The organism is Sphingomonas oligoaromativorans (assembly GCF_011762195.1).
GTDB lineage: Bacteria > Pseudomonadota > Alphaproteobacteria > Sphingomonadales > Sphingomonadaceae > Solisphingomonas > Solisphingomonas oligoaromativorans.
In genome coordinates this window covers 57,466-73,941 of the sequence record NZ_JAASQK010000005.1, presented here as the reverse complement: position 1 = coordinate 73,941, position 16,476 = coordinate 57,466, and the positions used below count along the sequence as shown (strand labels likewise).

Sequence of the window (16,476 nt, the reverse complement as noted above, 5' to 3'; positions counted from 1 at the left end):
AGAAGGGGGCATGGCCGAAGAGGAAGGCGCCCCCGCCCGAGAGCAGCGTGACGCGATCATCCAGCGCGTCCGCGTGGGGCTGACCGGCCTCGCCGCGGTGTTCCTGCTGACATTGCTGGCGGCCTCGATCTTCAATCTGCTCGGGCAGGACGACCAGCACGGGGCGCGGCTCGCCAATGGTGCGGTCGCCTCCAACATGGCCGCGAGCGACGAGCAGCCCAAGGAGCCGCTGGCCGAACTGGGCGTGGCGCCCGGCGGCAACATGCCCAAGGCGGCGACGCCGGCCCAGCCCGGCAAGGCCATCCCCACCCTATCGCCCCCGGCGCCCATCCTTCCGGCGCCGCAGCAGGCGCCCGCCGCCGGCGTCCCGACGGCCGCCGCCACGCACCATGAGGCTCCCCCCGCGCCGCGGGGCTGAGGCCTGGCGGGCCGCTCCGGCCCCGCTCTTATCCACATCCGAGTCACGGGACGGCATGGGTTTCCATGGCCGGCCCCCGGAGATTCGCGCCCGATTCCGCCGCTTGAGCCGGATTCGGGCGCCCAGCCGCCTGTGGACGAAGATTGTAATCAACGAAGTTATCCACAGGCTTATCGCAAGAACAAACGCGGAATAAGCGCGGTTTTCCGCACTTTCATCACCAGTCCTTCGGCCAGAGCTGCCCAGGAAATGCACAGAGATACCCATGCAGTGGTATTGAAACCCATGTCTCACCCATGATACTCCCACGTCGTCCGCGAGGGGGCCGTCGGGGAGCGGGGGTCATCGGGATCGTGGAAGGGGGACGGGGCGAGGCCGTCGCCGATCGGGGCAGAGCTTGGACATCGGCCATCTCTTTCAGGGCCATGCGCTGAACGCGGTGGACGCGAAGGGACGGGTGTCCGTGCCCGCCGGGTTCCGCTCGCTCATCGAAAAGCGCGCGCTCAGGAACGCTCTCGATCCCGACAACACGCTGATGATCGGCGAGCATTCGAGCGGGCATTGCCTGACCGCGCTCGACGCCGTCGCCTCGGCCGAATTCGACCAGCAGCTTCGCGACGGCGTCGCCGACCTGCCCGCCGCCGAGCGCCTCTCCGCGCTGGAGGAGGCTCGCGTCGATGCCTTCGGCAGCCTCGAAGCCGTGAAGTTCGACGGCGCCGGCCGCATGGTGCTCTCCCCCATGCTGCGCGCGGTCGGCGAGATCGAGGATCTGGCCTTCTTCCTCGGCGCGGGTTCGTCCTTCCAGATCTGGAACCCGGTGAAGGCGCTCGCCGCCTTCCCGGACGGCTCGCGTAACCGCAAGACGCTGGCCTTCCTCCTCAAGGAGCGAGGCATCCCGGCATGACCGACGCTCCCCACATCCCCGTGCTTCTCGACGAGGTGATGGACGCGCTGGCGGTGAAGCCGGGCGACACGATCGTCGACGGCACCTTCGGCGCGGGCGGCTACACGCGGGCGATCCTCGCCGCGGGGGCCGCGCGCGTGTTCGCGTTCGACAGAGATCCCGACGCCATCGCCAACGGCCGCGCGCTGGAGGCGGAGAGCGGGGGCAGGCTCGTACTGGTTGCGGAGCGTTTTTCCCGGATGTTCCAGACACTGGCCGCGCGCGGCGTGGAGCAGGTGGACGGCGTGACGCTCGATATCGGCGTATCGTCCATGCAGCTCGATCAGGCCGCGCGCGGCTTTTCCTTCCAGGGCGACGGGCCGCTGGACATGCGGATGGAGCAGGCCGGCACCAGCGCCGCCGACTTCGTGAACGAGGCCGACGAGGCCGAGATCGCCGATGTCCTCTACATCTATGGCGAGGAAACCCGCGCGCGCCGTATCGCCCGCGCGATCGTCGCGGCGCGTCCGCTGACGCGCACCGGCGAGCTGGCCGAGGTCGTGCGCCGCGCGGTCGGCCATCATCCGGGGATGCCGAAAGACCCGGCGACCCGCACCTTCCAGGCGATCCGCATCCACCTCAACCGCGAGCTGGACGAGCTGGACGAGGGGCTGGCCGGCGCCGAATCGCTGCTCGCGCCCGGCGGGCGTCTCGCGGTGGTGAGCTTCCACAGCCTCGAGGACCGCATGGTGAAGCGCTTCCTCAATGCGCGCGGCAAGCCCGCGCCGGCCGGCTCGCGCCATATGCCGGCGGCGGCGCAAGGCCCCGCGCCCAGCTTCGAGTCCGTGTCGCGTGGCATCCGTGCCAGTGCGCTTGAGCTTACCCGTAACCCGCGTTCCCGCTCGGCGACTTTGCGCGCCGCGCACCGCACCGCAGCGCCGGCCTGGCCTGCGGAACCCCAGGCACCCACCCGCCAGGCGAAGCCCGGCCGCAGCAGCGCCGCCCGCCGAGGAGCAAGATCATGATCGCGACACGTTTCCGCACCGTGGGATGGGTCGCCAGCGTCGCAGTCGCGGCGCTCGGCTGCTACCTTGTCTCGCTCCGCGTGGCGGCGGAGCGGGCGCAGGTCGATCAGCTCACCCGCCGCGTGGTGGCGGCCCGCGAGGACATCCGCTCGCTCCAGACCGAATTGAACACGCGGAGCCGGCTTGTGCAGTTGGAGCGGTGGAACGCCGACGTGCTGTCGTTGACCGCCCCCAAGGCACACCAGTATCTGGCGGGTGAGATGCAGCTTGCCAGCCTTGCCACCCCTGCCGTCGCGGCGTCCGCCGTGGCCGTCGCCGACGCATCCGGTCTTCAGGCGCCCGCCGCCGTGGCGCAGGTGGCCTATCGTCGCGTGACCGACGCGCCGGCGACGCGGCTGGTGCATTCGGTGTCGCTCGATCTGGACGCGCCGGCGGATCAGCAGCCGGTGCTGCGCCATGTGGCGCTGCGCCGCCCGGCGTCCGACGCGCTGGGCGGGGCTTCGCGGATGGCGTATCTCGACACGGGCGCGAAGACGCGGCGGCCGTGACCGCAACCGTCACGCGCCCAGACAGGGTCCGGCTCGCCGGTCAGCGCCAGCAATCGCTGGCGCTTGTTCATTTCCGCCTGATGGTGGTGATGCTGCTGTTCCTGGGCGTGGTCGGCGTGATCGCGCTCCGCCTGCTGTGGATATCGATCTTTGCGGGCAGCGCGCCCTCCACGCCGGCCGCCGACGGCCTGCTGCCGGCGCGGGGCGACATCGTGGACCGCAACGGCGTGCCGCTGGCGCGCACCATCCAGGCCTGGTCGATCGGCCTGCATCCGAAGCAGCTCGTCAACGATCCGATGGAGGTGGCGAAGAAGCTCGCCGCCGTGATGCCCGAGCACAGCGTCGCCGATTATTATGCGATGCTGAAGTCGAACAAGAACTTCATCTATCTGCGCCGCCGCGCGACGCCTGAGCTGGTGGCCGAGGTCAACACGATCGGCGAGCCCGCCATCGCGCTCGCCCGCGAGCCGGAGCGCCTCTATCCGCAGACCACGCTCGCCGCCCATGTGCTCGGCTGGACCGACATCGACGGCCGGGGCGTGTTCGGCATGGAGAAGGTACTGAACAACCGCCTGCTCGATCCGAACAAGCGCGGCACCCCGGTGGCGCTGTCGATCGACAGCCGCGTGCAGGCGGCGATGGAGGCGGAGCTGGGCGCCGCCGTGCAGAAGTTCACCGCGGCGGGCGGCGAGGGCCTCGTGCTCGACGTGCGGACGGGCGAGGTGATCGCGATGACCTCGTTCCCGACCTTCAATCCCAACGATCCGGGCGCGACGCCGATCGCGGCGTTGAAGAACAACGCCACCCAGTCGGTGTATGAGCTGGGCTCCACCTTCAAGGCGATCACCATCGCCAACGCCATCGACAGCGGCGTGGTCACGTCGATGACGAAGAAATATGACGCGACCCAGCCGCTCCAGATCGGCCGCTACAAGATCCATGACGACCATCCCGCCAATCGCTGGCTGAACGTGCCGGAGATGATGGTGCTGTCGTCAAACATCGTGACCGCCCGCATCGCCGATGAGCTCGGCAAGGATCGCGAGGTGGCGATGTTCAAGAAGCTCGGCTTCGATAAGCCGCCGGCCGTGGAATTGACTGCCTCTGCGCGGCCGCTGTGGCCAACCTATTGGGGGCGCACCACGGTGATGACCGTCGGCTTCGGCCATGGCATCGCCGTGACGCCGCTCAACCTCGCCATCGCCTATGCCGCGCTGGTCAACGGCGGCGTCTATCACCCCGCGACGCTGCTCAAGCGCGGGCCGGACAATCCCGTGCCCGAAGGCCATCGCGTCATCTCCGAGGCGACCAGCGCGCGCGTGCGGCAGTTGCTGCGCCTCGTCGTGCTGCCCGTGGCGGATGGCACCGGCAAGAAGGCGGATGTTCCCGGCTTCCGGCTCGGTGGCAAGACGGGCACGGCCGAGGTGGCGCAGGGCGGCGGCTACAACCACAAGCTGAACGTCTCGACCTTTGCGGGCGTCTTCCCGATGGACGATCCGCGCTATGTCATCATGATGACGCTCGACAGCCCGCATGGCACGAAAGACACGTTCGGCTTCACGACGGCGGCCTGGGTGGTCGGCCCCGCCATCGCGCACACGGTGGCGCGGATCGGGCCGTTGCTGGGCGTGATCCCCGACGAGCGGCACGATGTCGACGAAAGCGAGTTGCTGCCGCTGCTCTGGCGGCCCGACAAGGCAAAGAAGGCCGCATTGACCGGCGCCGCCGCGGCGGCACACGACAAGGACTGAGATCGAAGGCATGAAACTGGGCGAATTGATCGAAGGACTGTCCGGCCCTGAGGGCGAGGCACGGGTGACAGGCTGCGCGATCGATCATCGCAAGGTGGCGCCGGGGACGATCTTCGGCGCCTTCCGCGGCGTGGTCCGCAACGGCGAGGATTTCATCGACGGCGCTGTGCAGGCCGGGGCCGTCGCCATCGTCGCGCGGCCCGAGGCGAACGTGCCGCCGGGCGCGCTGCACATCGCGGCCGCCGAGCCGCGCCGCGCGTTCGCCCGGATCGCGGCGCATTTCTTCGCGCCCTTCCCGGAGACGGTGGTCGCCGTCACCGGCACCAACGGCAAGACCTCGACGGTCGAGCTGACCCGCCAGCTCTGGCGGATGCAGGGCCATTCGGCCGCCTCGATCGGCACGCTCGGCGTCACCACCACCGACAGCGAGGGGCACGCCCAGCAGGTCTCGACCGGGCTCACCACGCCTGACATCGTGACCTTCCTCTCCAACATGGCCGGGCTGCGGAAGGAGGGCATCACCCACGCCGCGTTCGAGGCGTCCAGCCACGGCCTCGCCCAGTTCCGCACCGAGGGATTGCCGGTCCGCGTCGCCGCGTTCACCAATCTCACGCGCGATCATCTCGATTATCACGGCACGATGGAGGCCTATCTCGAGGCCAAGCTCCGTCTGTTCAGCGAGGTGGTGGATCGCGACGGCACGGCGGTGGTGTGGGCGGACGATCCGGCCTCCTCGCGTGTCAGCGAGATCGCGCGGGAGCGGGGGCTCAAGCTCATCAGCGTCGGCACCAAGGGGGAGACGCTGAAGCTCGTCGATCGCCAGCCGACCCAGCTCGGCCAGCTTCTGATGATTGAGGCGGAGGGCAAGGCGCACAAGGTCAACCTGCCGCTGATCGGCGCCTATCAGGCGGCGAACGCGCTGGTCGCCGCCGGTTTCGCACTGGCGACGGGCGGCAAGCTCGCCGACGTGTTGGCGGGCGTGTCGCGGCTCCAGCCGGTGCGCGGCCGTCTCGAACGCGCGGTCATCACGGCGAAGGGCGCGCCAGTCTATGTCGATTACGCCCACACGCCGGACGGTCTCCAGGCCGCGATCGAGGCGCTCAAGCCCCATGCGAAGGATCGGCTGATCGTCGTGTTCGGCGCGGGCGGGGATCGCGACACCGGCAAGCGCCCCGAGATGGGCGCGATCGCCGCGAAGATGGCGGACGTCGCCATCGTCACCGACGACAATCCACGCACCGAAGACCCGGCCTCGATCCGCTCGGCGATCATGGCGGCGGCGCCCGGCGCCCGCGAGATTGGCGATCGTCGCTCCGCCATCGCCGCCGCCATCGCCGAGGCGGGCGAAGGCGATATCGTGCTCATCGCCGGCAAGGGCCATGAGACGGGCCAGATCGTCGGCGATCTCGTGCTGCCGTTCGACGACGTGGCCGTCGCGCGCGAGGCCGCGGCATGAGCCTCTGGACCTCCGCCACCGTTGCGGCCGCAACCGGCGGCAAGGCGTCGGGCGACTTCGCCATTTCGGGCGTCGCCTATGACTCGCGCGAAGTCGGCCCCGGCGACCTGTTCGTTGCGTTGAAGGGTGAGGCGACCGACGGTCATCGCTTCGTGGCGCAGGCCTTCGGGCAGGGCGCGGCGGGCGTGCTGGTGTCCGAGCCGGCGGATGGTCCGTACATCCTCGTCGCGGATACGACCGTCGCCCTGAATGCGCTCGGTGCCGCGTCGCGGGCGCGGACGGAGGCGAAGATCATCGGCGTCACCGGATCGGTGGGCAAAACGGGCACCAAGGAGGCGCTGTTCGCCGCCCTCGACCGCGCCGTGCCCGGCCGCGCGCATCGTTCGGTGAAGAGCTACAACAACCATGTCGGCGTGCCGCTCAGCCTCGCGCGGATGCCGGCGGGGATGCGCTTCGGCGTGTTCGAGATGGGCATGAACCATGCCGGCGAGCTGGATGCGCTGACGAGGCTCGTCCGCCCGCATGTCGCGCTGGTGACGGCGATCGCGCCGGCGCATTCGGCCTTCTTCTCGGGCGAGGAGGCGATTGCCGACGCCAAGGGCGAGATCTTCCGCGGCCTCGAACTCGGCGGCACCGCGATCGTTCCCTTCGACAGCCCGCACCGGGATCGGCTGATCGCGGCGGCCGAGCCTTATGCGGCGCATATCGTCACCTTCGGGCGCGGCGTCGGCGCCGATGTCCGCGCGACCGAGGCGGTGCGCAGCGCGGCCGGAACGCTGGTCAACGTCACGCTGCCCAAGGGCAACCTCACCTGCACGATCGGGCTGCCCGGCGAGCATTGGGTGTCGAACGCGCTGGCGGTGCTGGCGGCGGTCGAGGCGGTGGGGGGCGATCTCGCCGCCGCCGGGCTCGCGCTCGGCGAGATGGCGGGGCTTCCCGGCCGGGGCGCGCGCCGGACCGTCCCGCTGGAAGGCGGCGAGGCGCTGCTGATCGACGAGAGCTACAACGCCAACCCCGCCTCCATGGCCGCGACCATCCGCGAACTGGGGCAGGAGAAGGCCACCCGCCGCATCGCGCTGCTCGGCGAGATGCGCGAGCTGGGCGACGGATCGGCCGGCTATCATGCGGCGCTCGCCCAGCCGCTGATCGAGGCGCAGGCGCAGGCCGTGATCCTCGTCGGCGAGGGCATGGCCCCGCTGGCCGAATCGCTTGCGGGCCACATGGATGTCGCGCATGTCGCCGACGCTGCAACCGCGAAGGACCGGCTGGCGGAGATGCTCCGCCCCGGTGACGCGGTGCTCGTCAAAGGTTCCAACGCCATCGGGCTCGCGCGCGTCGTTCAGGCGCTGGCGGGGGAAATCGCCTAATGCTGTATCTGATCGCCGAATATCTGGGTTTTCCCCACGCGCTCAATCTGGTGCGCTACATCACCTTCCGCGCGGGCGCGGCGGCGCTGACGGCGCTGTTCCTCGGCCTCATCATCGGGCCGCGCTTCATCGGCTGGCTGCGCATCCGGCAGGGCAAGGGTCAGCCGATCCGCACCGACGGCCCGCAGAGCCACCTCGCCAAGCGCGGCACGCCGACGATGGGCGGGCTGATGATCCTGACCAGCCTCGTCGTCTCGATGCTGCTGTGGATGGACCTCACCAACCGCTACACCTGGGCGGTGCTGTTCGTGACGCTGGGCTTCGGCGCGATCGGCTTCCTCGACGATTACGACAAGGTGAAGAAGCGCTCGACCAAGGGCGTGTCCGGCAAGGCGCGCCTTGCGGCCGAGTTCCTGATCGCGGGCATCGCCAGCTATCTCATCATCAACATGGGCAACACCCATCTCTACCTGCCCTTCTACAACGGGCCGGTGATCGATCTGGGCTGGTTCTATGTCCCGTTCGCCGCCTTCACGATCGTGTCGTTCGGCAATGCGGTGAACCTGACGGACGGGCTCGACGGCCTCGCGACCATGCCGGTCATCATCGCCTGCCTCGCCTTCTTCGTGATCTCATACCTCGTGGGCAACGCGAAGTTCGCGACCTATCTGGGCATCCCGCATGTGCCGGGCGCGGGCGAGCTGACGCTGATCTGCGCGGCGATCATCGGGGCGGGCCTTGCCTTCCTGTGGTTCAACGCGCCGCCGGCCGCCGTCTTCATGGGCGACACCGGCAGCCTCGCGCTCGGCGGCGCGCTCGGCACCATCGCGGTGGTGGCGCATCACGAGATCGTGCTGGGGATCGTCGGCGGCCTGTTCGTGGTCGAGGCGATGAGCGTCATCATCCAGGTGTTCTTCTACAAGCGCACCGGCAAGCGGGTGTTCAAGATGGCCCCCATCCACCATCATTTCGAGCAGATCGGCTGGTCCGAGCCGACCGTGGTGATCCGCTTCTGGATCATCGCCTTCGTGCTGGCGCTGGCCGGCCTCGCCACGTTGAAGCTCCGGTGATCGTCTCGCCCGCCTTCTGGGGGAAGCGCTTTGCGGTGCTGGGGCTCGCGCGCTCCGGCCTCGCGACGGTGCGTACGCTCGTCGAGAGCGGCGCCAGCATCACCGCGTGGGACAGCCGCGAGGAAGCGCGCGCCATCGTGCCGGCGGGCGCGAAGCTCGGCGATCCGATGAAGATCGATCTTGCGGGCTTCGCGGGCATCGTCGTCTCGCCGGGGGTGCCGCTCAACACGCATCCGATCGCGGCCCGCGCGAAGGAAGCGGGCGTGCCGGTGATCGGCGATATCGAGCTGTTCGCCATGGCGCGCGCCTCGCTGCCCCAGCACAAGGTGGTCGGCATCACCGGCACCAACGGCAAGTCGACCACCACCGCGCTCATCCACCATATCCTGAAGACGGCGGGCGTGCCGGCGACGATGGGCGGCAATATCGGGCTTCCCATCCTCGGGCAGGAGCCTCTGCCGGCGGGTGGCGTCTATGTGCTGGAGCTGTCGAGCTTCCAGATCGACCTGACGCACAGCCTTGCCTGCGACGTGGCGGTCATCACCAACATCACGCCGGATCATCTCGATCGCTATGATGGCTTCGGAGGCTATGCCGCCTCCAAGGCGCGGCTGTTCGCGATGCAGCAGCCGGGGCAGGTGGCCGTGATCGCCATCGACGACGACGAGACGCGCGCGCTGGCCGAACGCCTCTCCACGCCGCCCGCGCTGCCGCTGGCGATGGAAGGGATGCTGGGCTCGGCGATCCCGATGCCGATGCCCGCGACCGGGCCGACGGTGGTCGAGGTGACGGCGGGCACGGTGAAGGACCAGTCCGCCTGGCCGGCGCTCCAGGGGCCGCACAACGCACAGAACGTCGCGGTGGCGGTGGCCGTCGCGCGGGCGCTGCGCATCACCAAGGCGGTGATTCAGCGCGCTCTGGAGACCTATCCCGGCCTGCCGCACCGCATGGAACGCGTGGCCGAGATCGGCGGCGTGCTCTACGTCAACGACAGCAAGGCCACCAACGCCACGTCGGCGGCGCCCGCGCTCGGCGCCTATCCGCGCATCCACTGGATACTCGGCGGCCGCCGCAAGACGGACGATCTGGACGCCTGCAAGCCCTTCTATGGCCATGTCGTCGCGGCCTATACGATCGGCGAATCGGCCGAGCTGTTCGAGAAGATCCTGCTCGAAGCCGGTATCCACGCCACCAATTGCGGCACGCTGGAAAGCGCGGTGAGGCAGGCGGCGAACGTGGCGCGCCTAGGCGAGACGGTGCTGCTGTCGCCGGCCTGCGCCTCCTACGATCAGTTCAGCGATTATGAGGCACGGGGCGAGGCCTTCCGCGTCGCCGTGGCCGGGCTGGAGGCGCGCTGATGAAGATGGATGCGGTCACCACGACGAGCAGCCGCAAGGGCAAGCTCCGCAACGGCAAGGCCCCGCGCCTCGGCCGGGCGGATCGCTCGGCGCTGGGCCGCTGGTTCTGGGAGATCGATCTCGTCCTGCTCGCGCTGGTGACGGTGCTGATCGGCATCGGCCTGATCGCGGTGGCCGCCGCCTCGCCGGCCGCGGGCGTGCGCTATTCGGATGGCGCGGTGCAGTTCCCGCCGCTCTATTATTTCTACCGGCAGTGCATCTGGCTCGCCATCGGCGTGCCGGTGATGTTCGTCGTCTCGATGCTGCCCAAGGATCTGGCGCGGCGGCTCTGCCTGATCGGGGCGGCGGTGTTCGTGGTGGCGTTGATGCTGACGCCCTTCATCGGCCATCAGGTGAACGGCGCGCGGCGCTGGCTCGGCGTCGGCGGGTTGCAGATTCAGCCGTCGGAGTTCCTGAAGCCGCTTTATGTCGTGGCGATGGCCTGGCTGCTGTCCTTGAAGCAGCATGACCGCACGCTGCCGGTCGTGCCGCTCAGCTTCCTCGCCACGGGCTTCATCGCCGCCTGCCTGATGAAGCAGCCGGATTTCGGCCAGACGGTCATCTTCCTGCTGATGTGGACGGCGCTGCTGACGCTCTCGGGCGCGCCGCTGAAGGGGCTGGCGGCGCTGGCGGGGCTGGGCGTGGCGGCGGTGGTCGCGGCCTATCTCTTCTATCCGGTGGCGACTCTGCGCATCAACAACTTCCTCTTCCAGTCGGGCGACACCTATCAGGTGGATTCGGCCCGCCGCACGCTGATGCATGGCGGCCTGTTCGGCACCGGGCCGGGCGCCGGCACGATGAAGTTCAAGCTGCCCGAGCCGCACACCGATTACATCTTCTCGGTGATCGGCGAGGAGTTCGGCCTGATCGCCTGCCTCGCCATCGCGCTGATCTATGTGGCGATCCTCGTGCGCGTGTTCGTGAAGCTGCTCGACGAGGAGGATACGTTCATCCTGCTCGCCGGCGCCGGCCTCGCCACCCAGTTCGGCGCGCAGGCGATCATCAACATGGCGGTGAACGTCCAGCTCGCGCCGTCCAAGGGCATGACGCTGCCGTTCATCTCCTATGGCGGCTCGTCAATGGTGGCGCTGTCGATGGGCTTTGGACTGCTGCTGGCGTTCACGCGCCGGAACCCGTATCTCTCGCGCTCCCCCTATGTCGTGACATGGAACCAGAGCCGGTGAGCCACACGCCCGCCCAGATCAGACGTCGTTTCCTGCTGGCTGCCGGCGGCACCGGCGGACACATGATTCCCGCCCACGCGCTGGCCGAGGAGCTGATGCGCCGTGGCCATAAGGTCGCGCTGGTGACGGACGCGCGGGGGGCGAAGATCCCCGGCCTGTTCGACGGCGTGGACGTGCATGTCCTGCCGGCCGGTCGGCTCGGTGGCGGCATCCTCGGCTGGATCAAGGCGGCGGGCGGCATCTGGCGCGGCCGGAAAGCGGCGCGCGCGCTGATCCGCGGGTTCGAGCCCGCGGCCGTCGTGGGCTTCGGCGGCTATCCCGCGCTCCCGACCCTGCTCGCCGCGCTGTCGCTCAAGGTGCCGACCGCGCTCCATGAGCAGAACGCCGTGCTGGGCCGCGTCAACCGCCTGCTCGCGCGCCGCGTCGATGCGCTGGCGACGGCCTATCATCAGGTCGATCGCGTGCCGAACGGTGTCGAGCCGATCGTGGTCGGCAATCCCGTCCGCGCCGAGATTCTCGCGCTGCGCGACCAACCTTATCCGCCGCTTTCCGAAGACGGCATCTTCCGCCTGCTGGTGACGGGCGGCTCGCAGGGCGCGTCGGTGCTCTCGACCGTGGTGCCCGATGCGCTGGGGCTGCTCCCGATCGTGCTGCGCCAGCGCTTGCAGGTGACGCAGCAGTGCCGGCCCGAGGACATCGACAAGGTCCGCGCGCGCTATGCGGAGCTGGACATCCCGGCCGATCTCGCCACCTATCTCGGCGATCTGCCCGAGCGGCTGGGCTGGGCGCATCTCTTCGTCGGCCGCTCGGGCGCGTCGAGCATCGCGGAGCTGACCGCCGCCGGTCGCCCCGCCATCCTCGTGCCGCTGCCCTCCGCCATGGACGACCACCAGACCGCCAATGCGCGCGAGATGGCGGCATCCGGCGGGGCGCGCTCGATCCCGCAGGCGCGCTTCACCCCGGTGGAACTCGCCAAGCAGATGCAGAAGATGGCGCTCGAACCGGGCGCCCTCGAAAATGCAGCCCGCCGTGCCCGCGAGGCCGGCTACCCCAATGCGACGTCGGACCTGGCCGACCTCGTCGAAAATCTCAGCGGGCCGACTGCGGCTCCGATCCAACCCACTTCAGATCTCAAGGAAGCATTCGCGTGAAGGGCGTCGCCACCGACATCGGGACCATCCATTTCATCGGCATCGGCGGCATCGGCATGTCGGGCATCGCCGAGGTGATGCACAATCTCGGCTATTCCGTGCAGGGCTCCGACGTGGCCGAGGGCTATGTCGTCGAGGGCCTGCGCAAGCGCGGCATCAAGGTGATGATCGGCCATGACGCCGCCAATCTGGGCGACGCGGCAGTGGTCGTCACCTCGACCGCGATCAAGCGCGGCAATCCCGAGGTGGAGAAGGCGCTGGAGGAACGCATCCCCGTCGTCCGCCGCGCGGAAATGCTGGCCGAGCTGATGCGCCTGAAGTCCACCGTCGCGGTGGCCGGCACGCACGGCAAGACGACCACCACCTCGATGGTGGCGGCGCTGCTCGACGCGGGTGGGGTGGACCCGACCGTCATCAACGGCGGCATCATCAACAGCTATGGCTCGAACGCCCGCCTCGGCGCGAGCGACTGGATGGTCGTCGAGGCCGACGAGAGCGACGGCAGCTTCCTCCGCCTCGACGGCACCTATGCCATTGTCACCAACATCGATCCCGAGCATCTCGATCACTACGGCTCGTTCGATGCGGTGAAGGATGCGTTCGTCGAGTTCATCGAGAATGTGCCCTTCTACGGCGCGGCGCTGCTCTGCCTCGATCATCCCGAGGTGCAGAAGCTGATCCCGCGCGTCCGCGATCGCCGGGTCGTGACCTATGGTTTCTCGGCGCAGGCCGACGTCCGCGCGGTCAACGTGACCCCGATCCCGGGCGGCAACCGCTTCGAGGTCATCATCCGCCACCGCGACGGCACCAGCCGCTCGATCGAGGGCGTCGAGATGCCGATGCCGGGCCGCCACAACGTCTCCAACGCGCTGGCTGCGATCGGCGTGGCGCTGGAGCTGGGCGTCAAGGACGAGGTCATCAAGACCGGCTTCGCCAAGTTCGGCGGCGTCAAGCGGCGCTTCACCAAGGTGGGTGAAGTCGGCGGGGCGATCGTCATCGACGATTATGGCCACCACCCGGTCGAGATCCGCGCCGTGCTCTCCGCCGCGCGCGAGGGGGCGCAGGGTCGCGTGATCGCGGTCGTCCAGCCGCACCGCTTCACCCGCCTGCGCGACCTGATGGATGACTTCCAGCAGGCGTTCAACGACGCCGACATCGTGTATGTCGCCCCGGTCTATCCGGCGGGCGAGCAGCCGATCGAGGGCGTCGACGCCGCTGCGCTTGCGGCGGGCCTGCGTATGCGCGGCCACCGTTCGGCGGGTGAGATCGCGGGCGCAGATGCGCTGGCGAAGGAACTGGCGGGCATGCTCAAGCCCGACGATATGGTGATCTGCCTCGGTGCTGGCGACATCACCAAGTGGGCCGCCGGCCTCGCCACCGCCATCGAGGCGGAGCGCAGCAAGGTCGCGGAGACGGCCGAGTGAGCGAACTCGCCCTCTTGCCCAAAGCCGCCGGGCGCCTGACGAAGCAGGCGCCGCTGGCGCCGCTCGTCTGGTTCAAGTCGGGCGGCGCGGCGGAATGGCTGTTCGAGCCCAAGGACATCGACGATCTGTGCGGCTTCCTCGCCGATCTCGATCCGGCGGTGCCGGTGATGGGGCTGGGGCTCGGCTCCAACATGATCGTGCGCGACGGCGGCGTGTCGGGCGTGGTGGTGCGCCTCGGCAAGGCGTTCGCGCAGGTCGAACGGATCGACGCCACGACGCTGAAATGCGGTGGCGGGGCGAGCGGCATCCTCGTCTCCTCGGCGGCGCGCGATGCAGGGATCGCGGGCGTGGAGTTTCTGCGCTCAATCCCCGGCACGGTCGGCGGCTTCGTGCGGATGAACGGCGGCGCTTATGGACGCGAGGTGAAGGACATCCTCGTCGAAGCCGAGGTCGTGCTGCGCTCGGGCGAGCGGCGGACGCTGGCGCTCGGCGATCTCGGCTACACCTATCGCCACAGCGAACTGCCCGAGGGCGCGATCGTCGTCTCGGCGACCTTCCGGGGCATTCCCGGCGATCCGGCCGCCGTTCAGGCCGAGATGGACCGCATCGCCGCCGAGCGCGAGGCCAGCCAGCCGCTCCGCTCCAGGACCGGCGGCTCGACCTTCAAGAATCCGCAAGGGCACAAGGCCTGGGCGCTGGTCGATGCGGCGGGGTGCCGCGGGCTCACGGTCGGCGAGGCGCAGGTGTCGGAGAAGCATTGCAACTTCCTGCTCAACCTCGGTTCAGCAAGCTCCGCCGACATCGAGGCACTGGGCGAGGAAGTCCGCCGACGCGTGAAGGCGCAGTCCGGCGTCGAACTGGAATGGGAGATTCAGCGCGTGGGTGTGGCGAAGTGAGCGACGTGAAGCCTTTTCACGTCGCCGTCCTGATGGGCGGCTGGTCGGCGGAGCGCGAGGTGTCGCTTTCGTCCGGGCGCGGCGTGGCCAAGGCGCTCGACAATCTCGGCCATCGCGTCGTCGCGATCGACATGGAGCGCGACATCGCCGCCAAGCTGACGCTGGCTGCCCCCGATGTCGTGTTCAACGCGCTGCACGGAACACCCGGCGAGGATGGCTCGGTGCAGGGGATGCTCGACATCATGGGCCTCGCCTATACGCATTCGGGCCTCACCACCTCGGTCATCGCGATCGACAAGGAGCTGACCAAGCAGGCGCTCGTCCCCCACGGCATCCGTATGCCGGCGGGCAAGGTGGTATCGAGCGAGAGCCTCTACGCAGGCGATCCGCTGCCCCGTCCCTATGTGCTGAAACCTGTCAACGAGGGCAGCTCGGTCGGCGTCGCGATCGTCACCGACGCCAGCAACTATGGCAACCCGATCGCCCGCGAGGCCGAGGGGCCGTGGAAGCATTTCGACCATCTGCTCGCCGAGCCCTTCGTCGCCGGCAAGGAGCTGACCGTCGCCGTGCTCGACGAGAAGGACGGCCCGCGCGCGCTCGCCGTCACCGAGCTGAAGATCGACAGCGGCTTCTACGACTACGAGCACAAATATACCGACGGCATCACCACTCATGTCTGCCCGGCCGAAATCCCGGCGGACATCGCGGAAGCCGCGATGCGGATGGCCGCGGAGGCGCATCGCCTGCTCGGTTGCCATGGCTGCTCGCGCTCGGATTTCCGCTGGGACGACACCCAAGGCGAGGCGGGCCTCTATCTGCTGGAGGTCAACACCCAGCCCGGCATGACGCCGCTCAGCCTCGTGCCGGAGCAGGCGCGGCATGTCGGCATGAGCTATGAGGCGCTTGTGCAGCGCCTGATCGAGGAGGCGTTGGAGCGCAAGGCGCTGGATCGGGGGACGAAGGCGTGAGCGGACAGGCCCGGATCAGGCGAGGCGCGCAGCCGCGACACAAGCGGCCGACGGCGGCGCGGCGCGGTGCCGCCGCCGCCAATGCGCGCGCTCGCAAGATGACGGGCAAGGCGCTGGCGACCATCCCCGTTCCCGCGGAGCAGCTTCTGCGCCTCGGCCAGAAGCTGGCATGGCTGGCGGCGGGCGTCGCGGCGATCGGCGGGCTCTTCTATCTCGGCCTGCCGCAGATGGCGGGCACGGAAGCCGGCGAGCTGGTCGGCAAGGCTGGCTTCGCCGTGAAGCGCGTCGAGATTCAGGGCATCCATCATATGGATCGGCTGCCGGTCTATTCGGTGGCGCTGGACCAGACCTCGACCGCGATGCCGCTGCTCGATCTCGGTGAAATCCGCCGCAAGTTGCTCCAGTTCGGCTGGGTGGCCGATGCGCGCGTCTCTCGCCGCCTGCCGGATACGCTGGTGGTCGACGTGGTGGAGCGCCAGCCGGCGGCGATCTGGCAGTATCAGGGCAAGCTCAGCCTGATCGACAAGGACGGCGTCGTTCTCCAGTCGGTCGATCCGCACGCGATGCCGGATCTGCCGGTCGTGGTCGGCCCCGGCGCCAACAGCCAGGCCACGCAGCTCTCCGCGCTGATCGACGCGGCGCCGCGCCTCAAGCCCATGCTGGCGGGCGCGACCTGGGTGGGGATGCGCCGCTGGGACATCCGCTTCCAGTCGGGCGAGACGCTGTCGCTGCCCGAAGGCGATGACGCCGCCAGGACGGCCTATACCAAGTTCGATCGCATGGATCAGGCCGCGCGCCTGCTGGGGCAGGGCTTCGTGCATTTCGACATGAGAATACCGGGCAAGTTCGTGGTTCGCGTCTCCAAGGAGCCGGGCCATGAGGTGACCGATCCCTCGACCGTTCCGCCGCCGGCGCCCGCCGGCACGGACGCGATCTGA

At 69.1% G+C, this 16,476-nt stretch carries 15 protein-coding genes; all 15 read left to right on the top strand.

Going from position 1 to position 16,476, the window contains the following annotated elements; all coding sequences use genetic code 11:
* Window positions 1–10 precede the first annotated feature (10 nt).
* The 15 genes from FHS98_RS18680 to FHS98_RS11015 all read left to right on the top strand — a co-directional run bounded on the left by FHS98_RS18680 (window position 11) and on the right by FHS98_RS11015 (window position 16,476).
* The gene (locus FHS98_RS18680) at window positions 11–418 is read left to right on the top strand and encodes a hypothetical protein (protein WP_208402213.1); all 408 of its coding nucleotides are present in this window, start codon (window positions 11–13) and stop codon (window positions 416–418) included.
* Window positions 419–815: 397 nt separating this feature from the next.
* On the top strand, window positions 816–1,322 hold the full coding sequence (locus FHS98_RS11080; protein WP_167104454.1) for a division/cell wall cluster transcriptional repressor MraZ: 507 nt from the start codon (window positions 816–818) through the stop codon (window positions 1,320–1,322).
* Window positions 1,319–2,326, top strand: coding sequence for a 16S rRNA (cytosine(1402)-N(4))-methyltransferase RsmH (gene rsmH, locus FHS98_RS11075; RefSeq protein ID WP_167104451.1), 1,008 nt, complete (start codon window positions 1,319–1,321; stop codon window positions 2,324–2,326). The genes FHS98_RS11080 and rsmH overlap by 4 nt, the downstream gene beginning before the upstream one ends.
* A complete protein-coding gene (locus FHS98_RS11070) occupies window positions 2,323–2,874 on the top strand; it encodes a hypothetical protein (protein WP_167104448.1) in 552 nt (183 codons plus the stop codon). The genes rsmH and FHS98_RS11070 overlap by 4 nt, the downstream gene beginning before the upstream one ends.
* Window positions 2,871–4,625, top strand: a complete 1,755-nt coding sequence (locus FHS98_RS11065; RefSeq protein WP_167104445.1) for a peptidoglycan D,D-transpeptidase FtsI family protein — start codon at window positions 2,871–2,873, stop codon at window positions 4,623–4,625. Before FHS98_RS11070 ends, FHS98_RS11065 begins: the two co-directional genes overlap by 4 nt.
* 10 nt (window positions 4,626–4,635) lie before the next feature.
* Window positions 4,636–6,081, top strand: a complete 1,446-nt coding sequence (locus FHS98_RS11060) for a UDP-N-acetylmuramoyl-L-alanyl-D-glutamate--2,6-diaminopimelate ligase (protein ID WP_167104442.1) — start codon at window positions 4,636–4,638, stop codon at window positions 6,079–6,081.
* Complete coding sequence (locus FHS98_RS11055; protein ID WP_167104438.1) at window positions 6,078–7,448, top strand: UDP-N-acetylmuramoyl-tripeptide--D-alanyl-D-alanine ligase; 1,371 nt, start codon at window positions 6,078–6,080, stop codon at window positions 7,446–7,448. The genes FHS98_RS11060 and FHS98_RS11055 overlap by 4 nt, the downstream gene beginning before the upstream one ends.
* On the top strand, window positions 7,448–8,518 hold the full coding sequence (gene mraY / locus FHS98_RS11050) for a phospho-N-acetylmuramoyl-pentapeptide-transferase (RefSeq protein WP_167104435.1): 1,071 nt from the start codon (window positions 7,448–7,450) through the stop codon (window positions 8,516–8,518). Before FHS98_RS11055 ends, mraY begins: the two co-directional genes overlap by 1 nt.
* Window positions 8,515–9,876, top strand: coding sequence for a UDP-N-acetylmuramoyl-L-alanine--D-glutamate ligase (murD, locus tag FHS98_RS11045; RefSeq protein WP_167104432.1), 1,362 nt, complete (start codon window positions 8,515–8,517; stop codon window positions 9,874–9,876). Before mraY ends, murD begins: the two co-directional genes overlap by 4 nt.
* Complete coding sequence (locus FHS98_RS11040) at window positions 9,876–11,099, top strand: peptidoglycan glycosyltransferase FtsW (protein WP_208402212.1); 1,224 nt, start codon at window positions 9,876–9,878, stop codon at window positions 11,097–11,099. The genes murD and FHS98_RS11040 overlap by 1 nt, the downstream gene beginning before the upstream one ends.
* Window positions 11,096–12,250, top strand: a complete 1,155-nt coding sequence (gene murG / locus FHS98_RS11035) for an undecaprenyldiphospho-muramoylpentapeptide beta-N-acetylglucosaminyltransferase (protein WP_167104429.1) — start codon at window positions 11,096–11,098, stop codon at window positions 12,248–12,250. Before FHS98_RS11040 ends, murG begins: the two co-directional genes overlap by 4 nt.
* On the top strand, window positions 12,247–13,674 hold the full coding sequence (gene murC, locus FHS98_RS11030) for a UDP-N-acetylmuramate--L-alanine ligase (RefSeq protein WP_167104426.1): 1,428 nt from the start codon (window positions 12,247–12,249) through the stop codon (window positions 13,672–13,674). Before murG ends, murC begins: the two co-directional genes overlap by 4 nt.
* A complete protein-coding gene (gene murB / locus FHS98_RS11025) occupies window positions 13,671–14,570 on the top strand; it encodes a UDP-N-acetylmuramate dehydrogenase (protein ID WP_341786053.1) in 900 nt (299 codons plus the stop codon). Before murC ends, murB begins: the two co-directional genes overlap by 4 nt.
* Window positions 14,537–15,538 (top strand): D-alanine--D-alanine ligase, encoded by a 1,002-nt coding sequence (locus FHS98_RS11020; protein WP_167104423.1) that lies wholly within the window; start codon window positions 14,537–14,539, stop codon window positions 15,536–15,538. Before murB ends, FHS98_RS11020 begins: the two co-directional genes overlap by 34 nt.
* On the top strand, window positions 15,535–16,476 hold the full coding sequence (locus tag FHS98_RS11015) for a cell division protein FtsQ/DivIB (protein ID WP_167104420.1): 942 nt from the start codon (window positions 15,535–15,537) through the stop codon (window positions 16,474–16,476). The genes FHS98_RS11020 and FHS98_RS11015 overlap by 4 nt, the downstream gene beginning before the upstream one ends.

Bases quoted from the DNA above. Each gene is read 5' to 3' on its own strand.
- FHS98_RS18680 (WP_208402213.1), top strand. From the start codon at position 11: ATGGCCGAAGAGGAAGGCGCCCCCGCCCGAGAGCAGCGTGACGCGATC.
- rsmH (WP_167104451.1), top strand. From the start codon at position 1,319: ATGACCGACGCTCCCCACATCCCCGTGCTTCTCGACGAGGTGATGGAC.
- FHS98_RS11070 (WP_167104448.1), top strand. From the start codon at position 2,323: ATGATCGCGACACGTTTCCGCACCGTGGGATGGGTCGCCAGCGTCGCA.
- FHS98_RS11060 (WP_167104442.1), top strand. From the start codon at position 4,636: ATGAAACTGGGCGAATTGATCGAAGGACTGTCCGGCCCTGAGGGCGAG.
- FHS98_RS11055 (WP_167104438.1), top strand. From the start codon at position 6,078: ATGAGCCTCTGGACCTCCGCCACCGTTGCGGCCGCAACCGGCGGCAAG.
- mraY (WP_167104435.1), top strand. From the start codon at position 7,448: ATGCTGTATCTGATCGCCGAATATCTGGGTTTTCCCCACGCGCTCAAT.
- FHS98_RS11040 (WP_208402212.1), top strand. From the start codon at position 9,876: ATGAAGATGGATGCGGTCACCACGACGAGCAGCCGCAAGGGCAAGCTC.
- FHS98_RS11020 (WP_167104423.1), top strand. From the start codon at position 14,537: ATGGGAGATTCAGCGCGTGGGTGTGGCGAAGTGAGCGACGTGAAGCCT.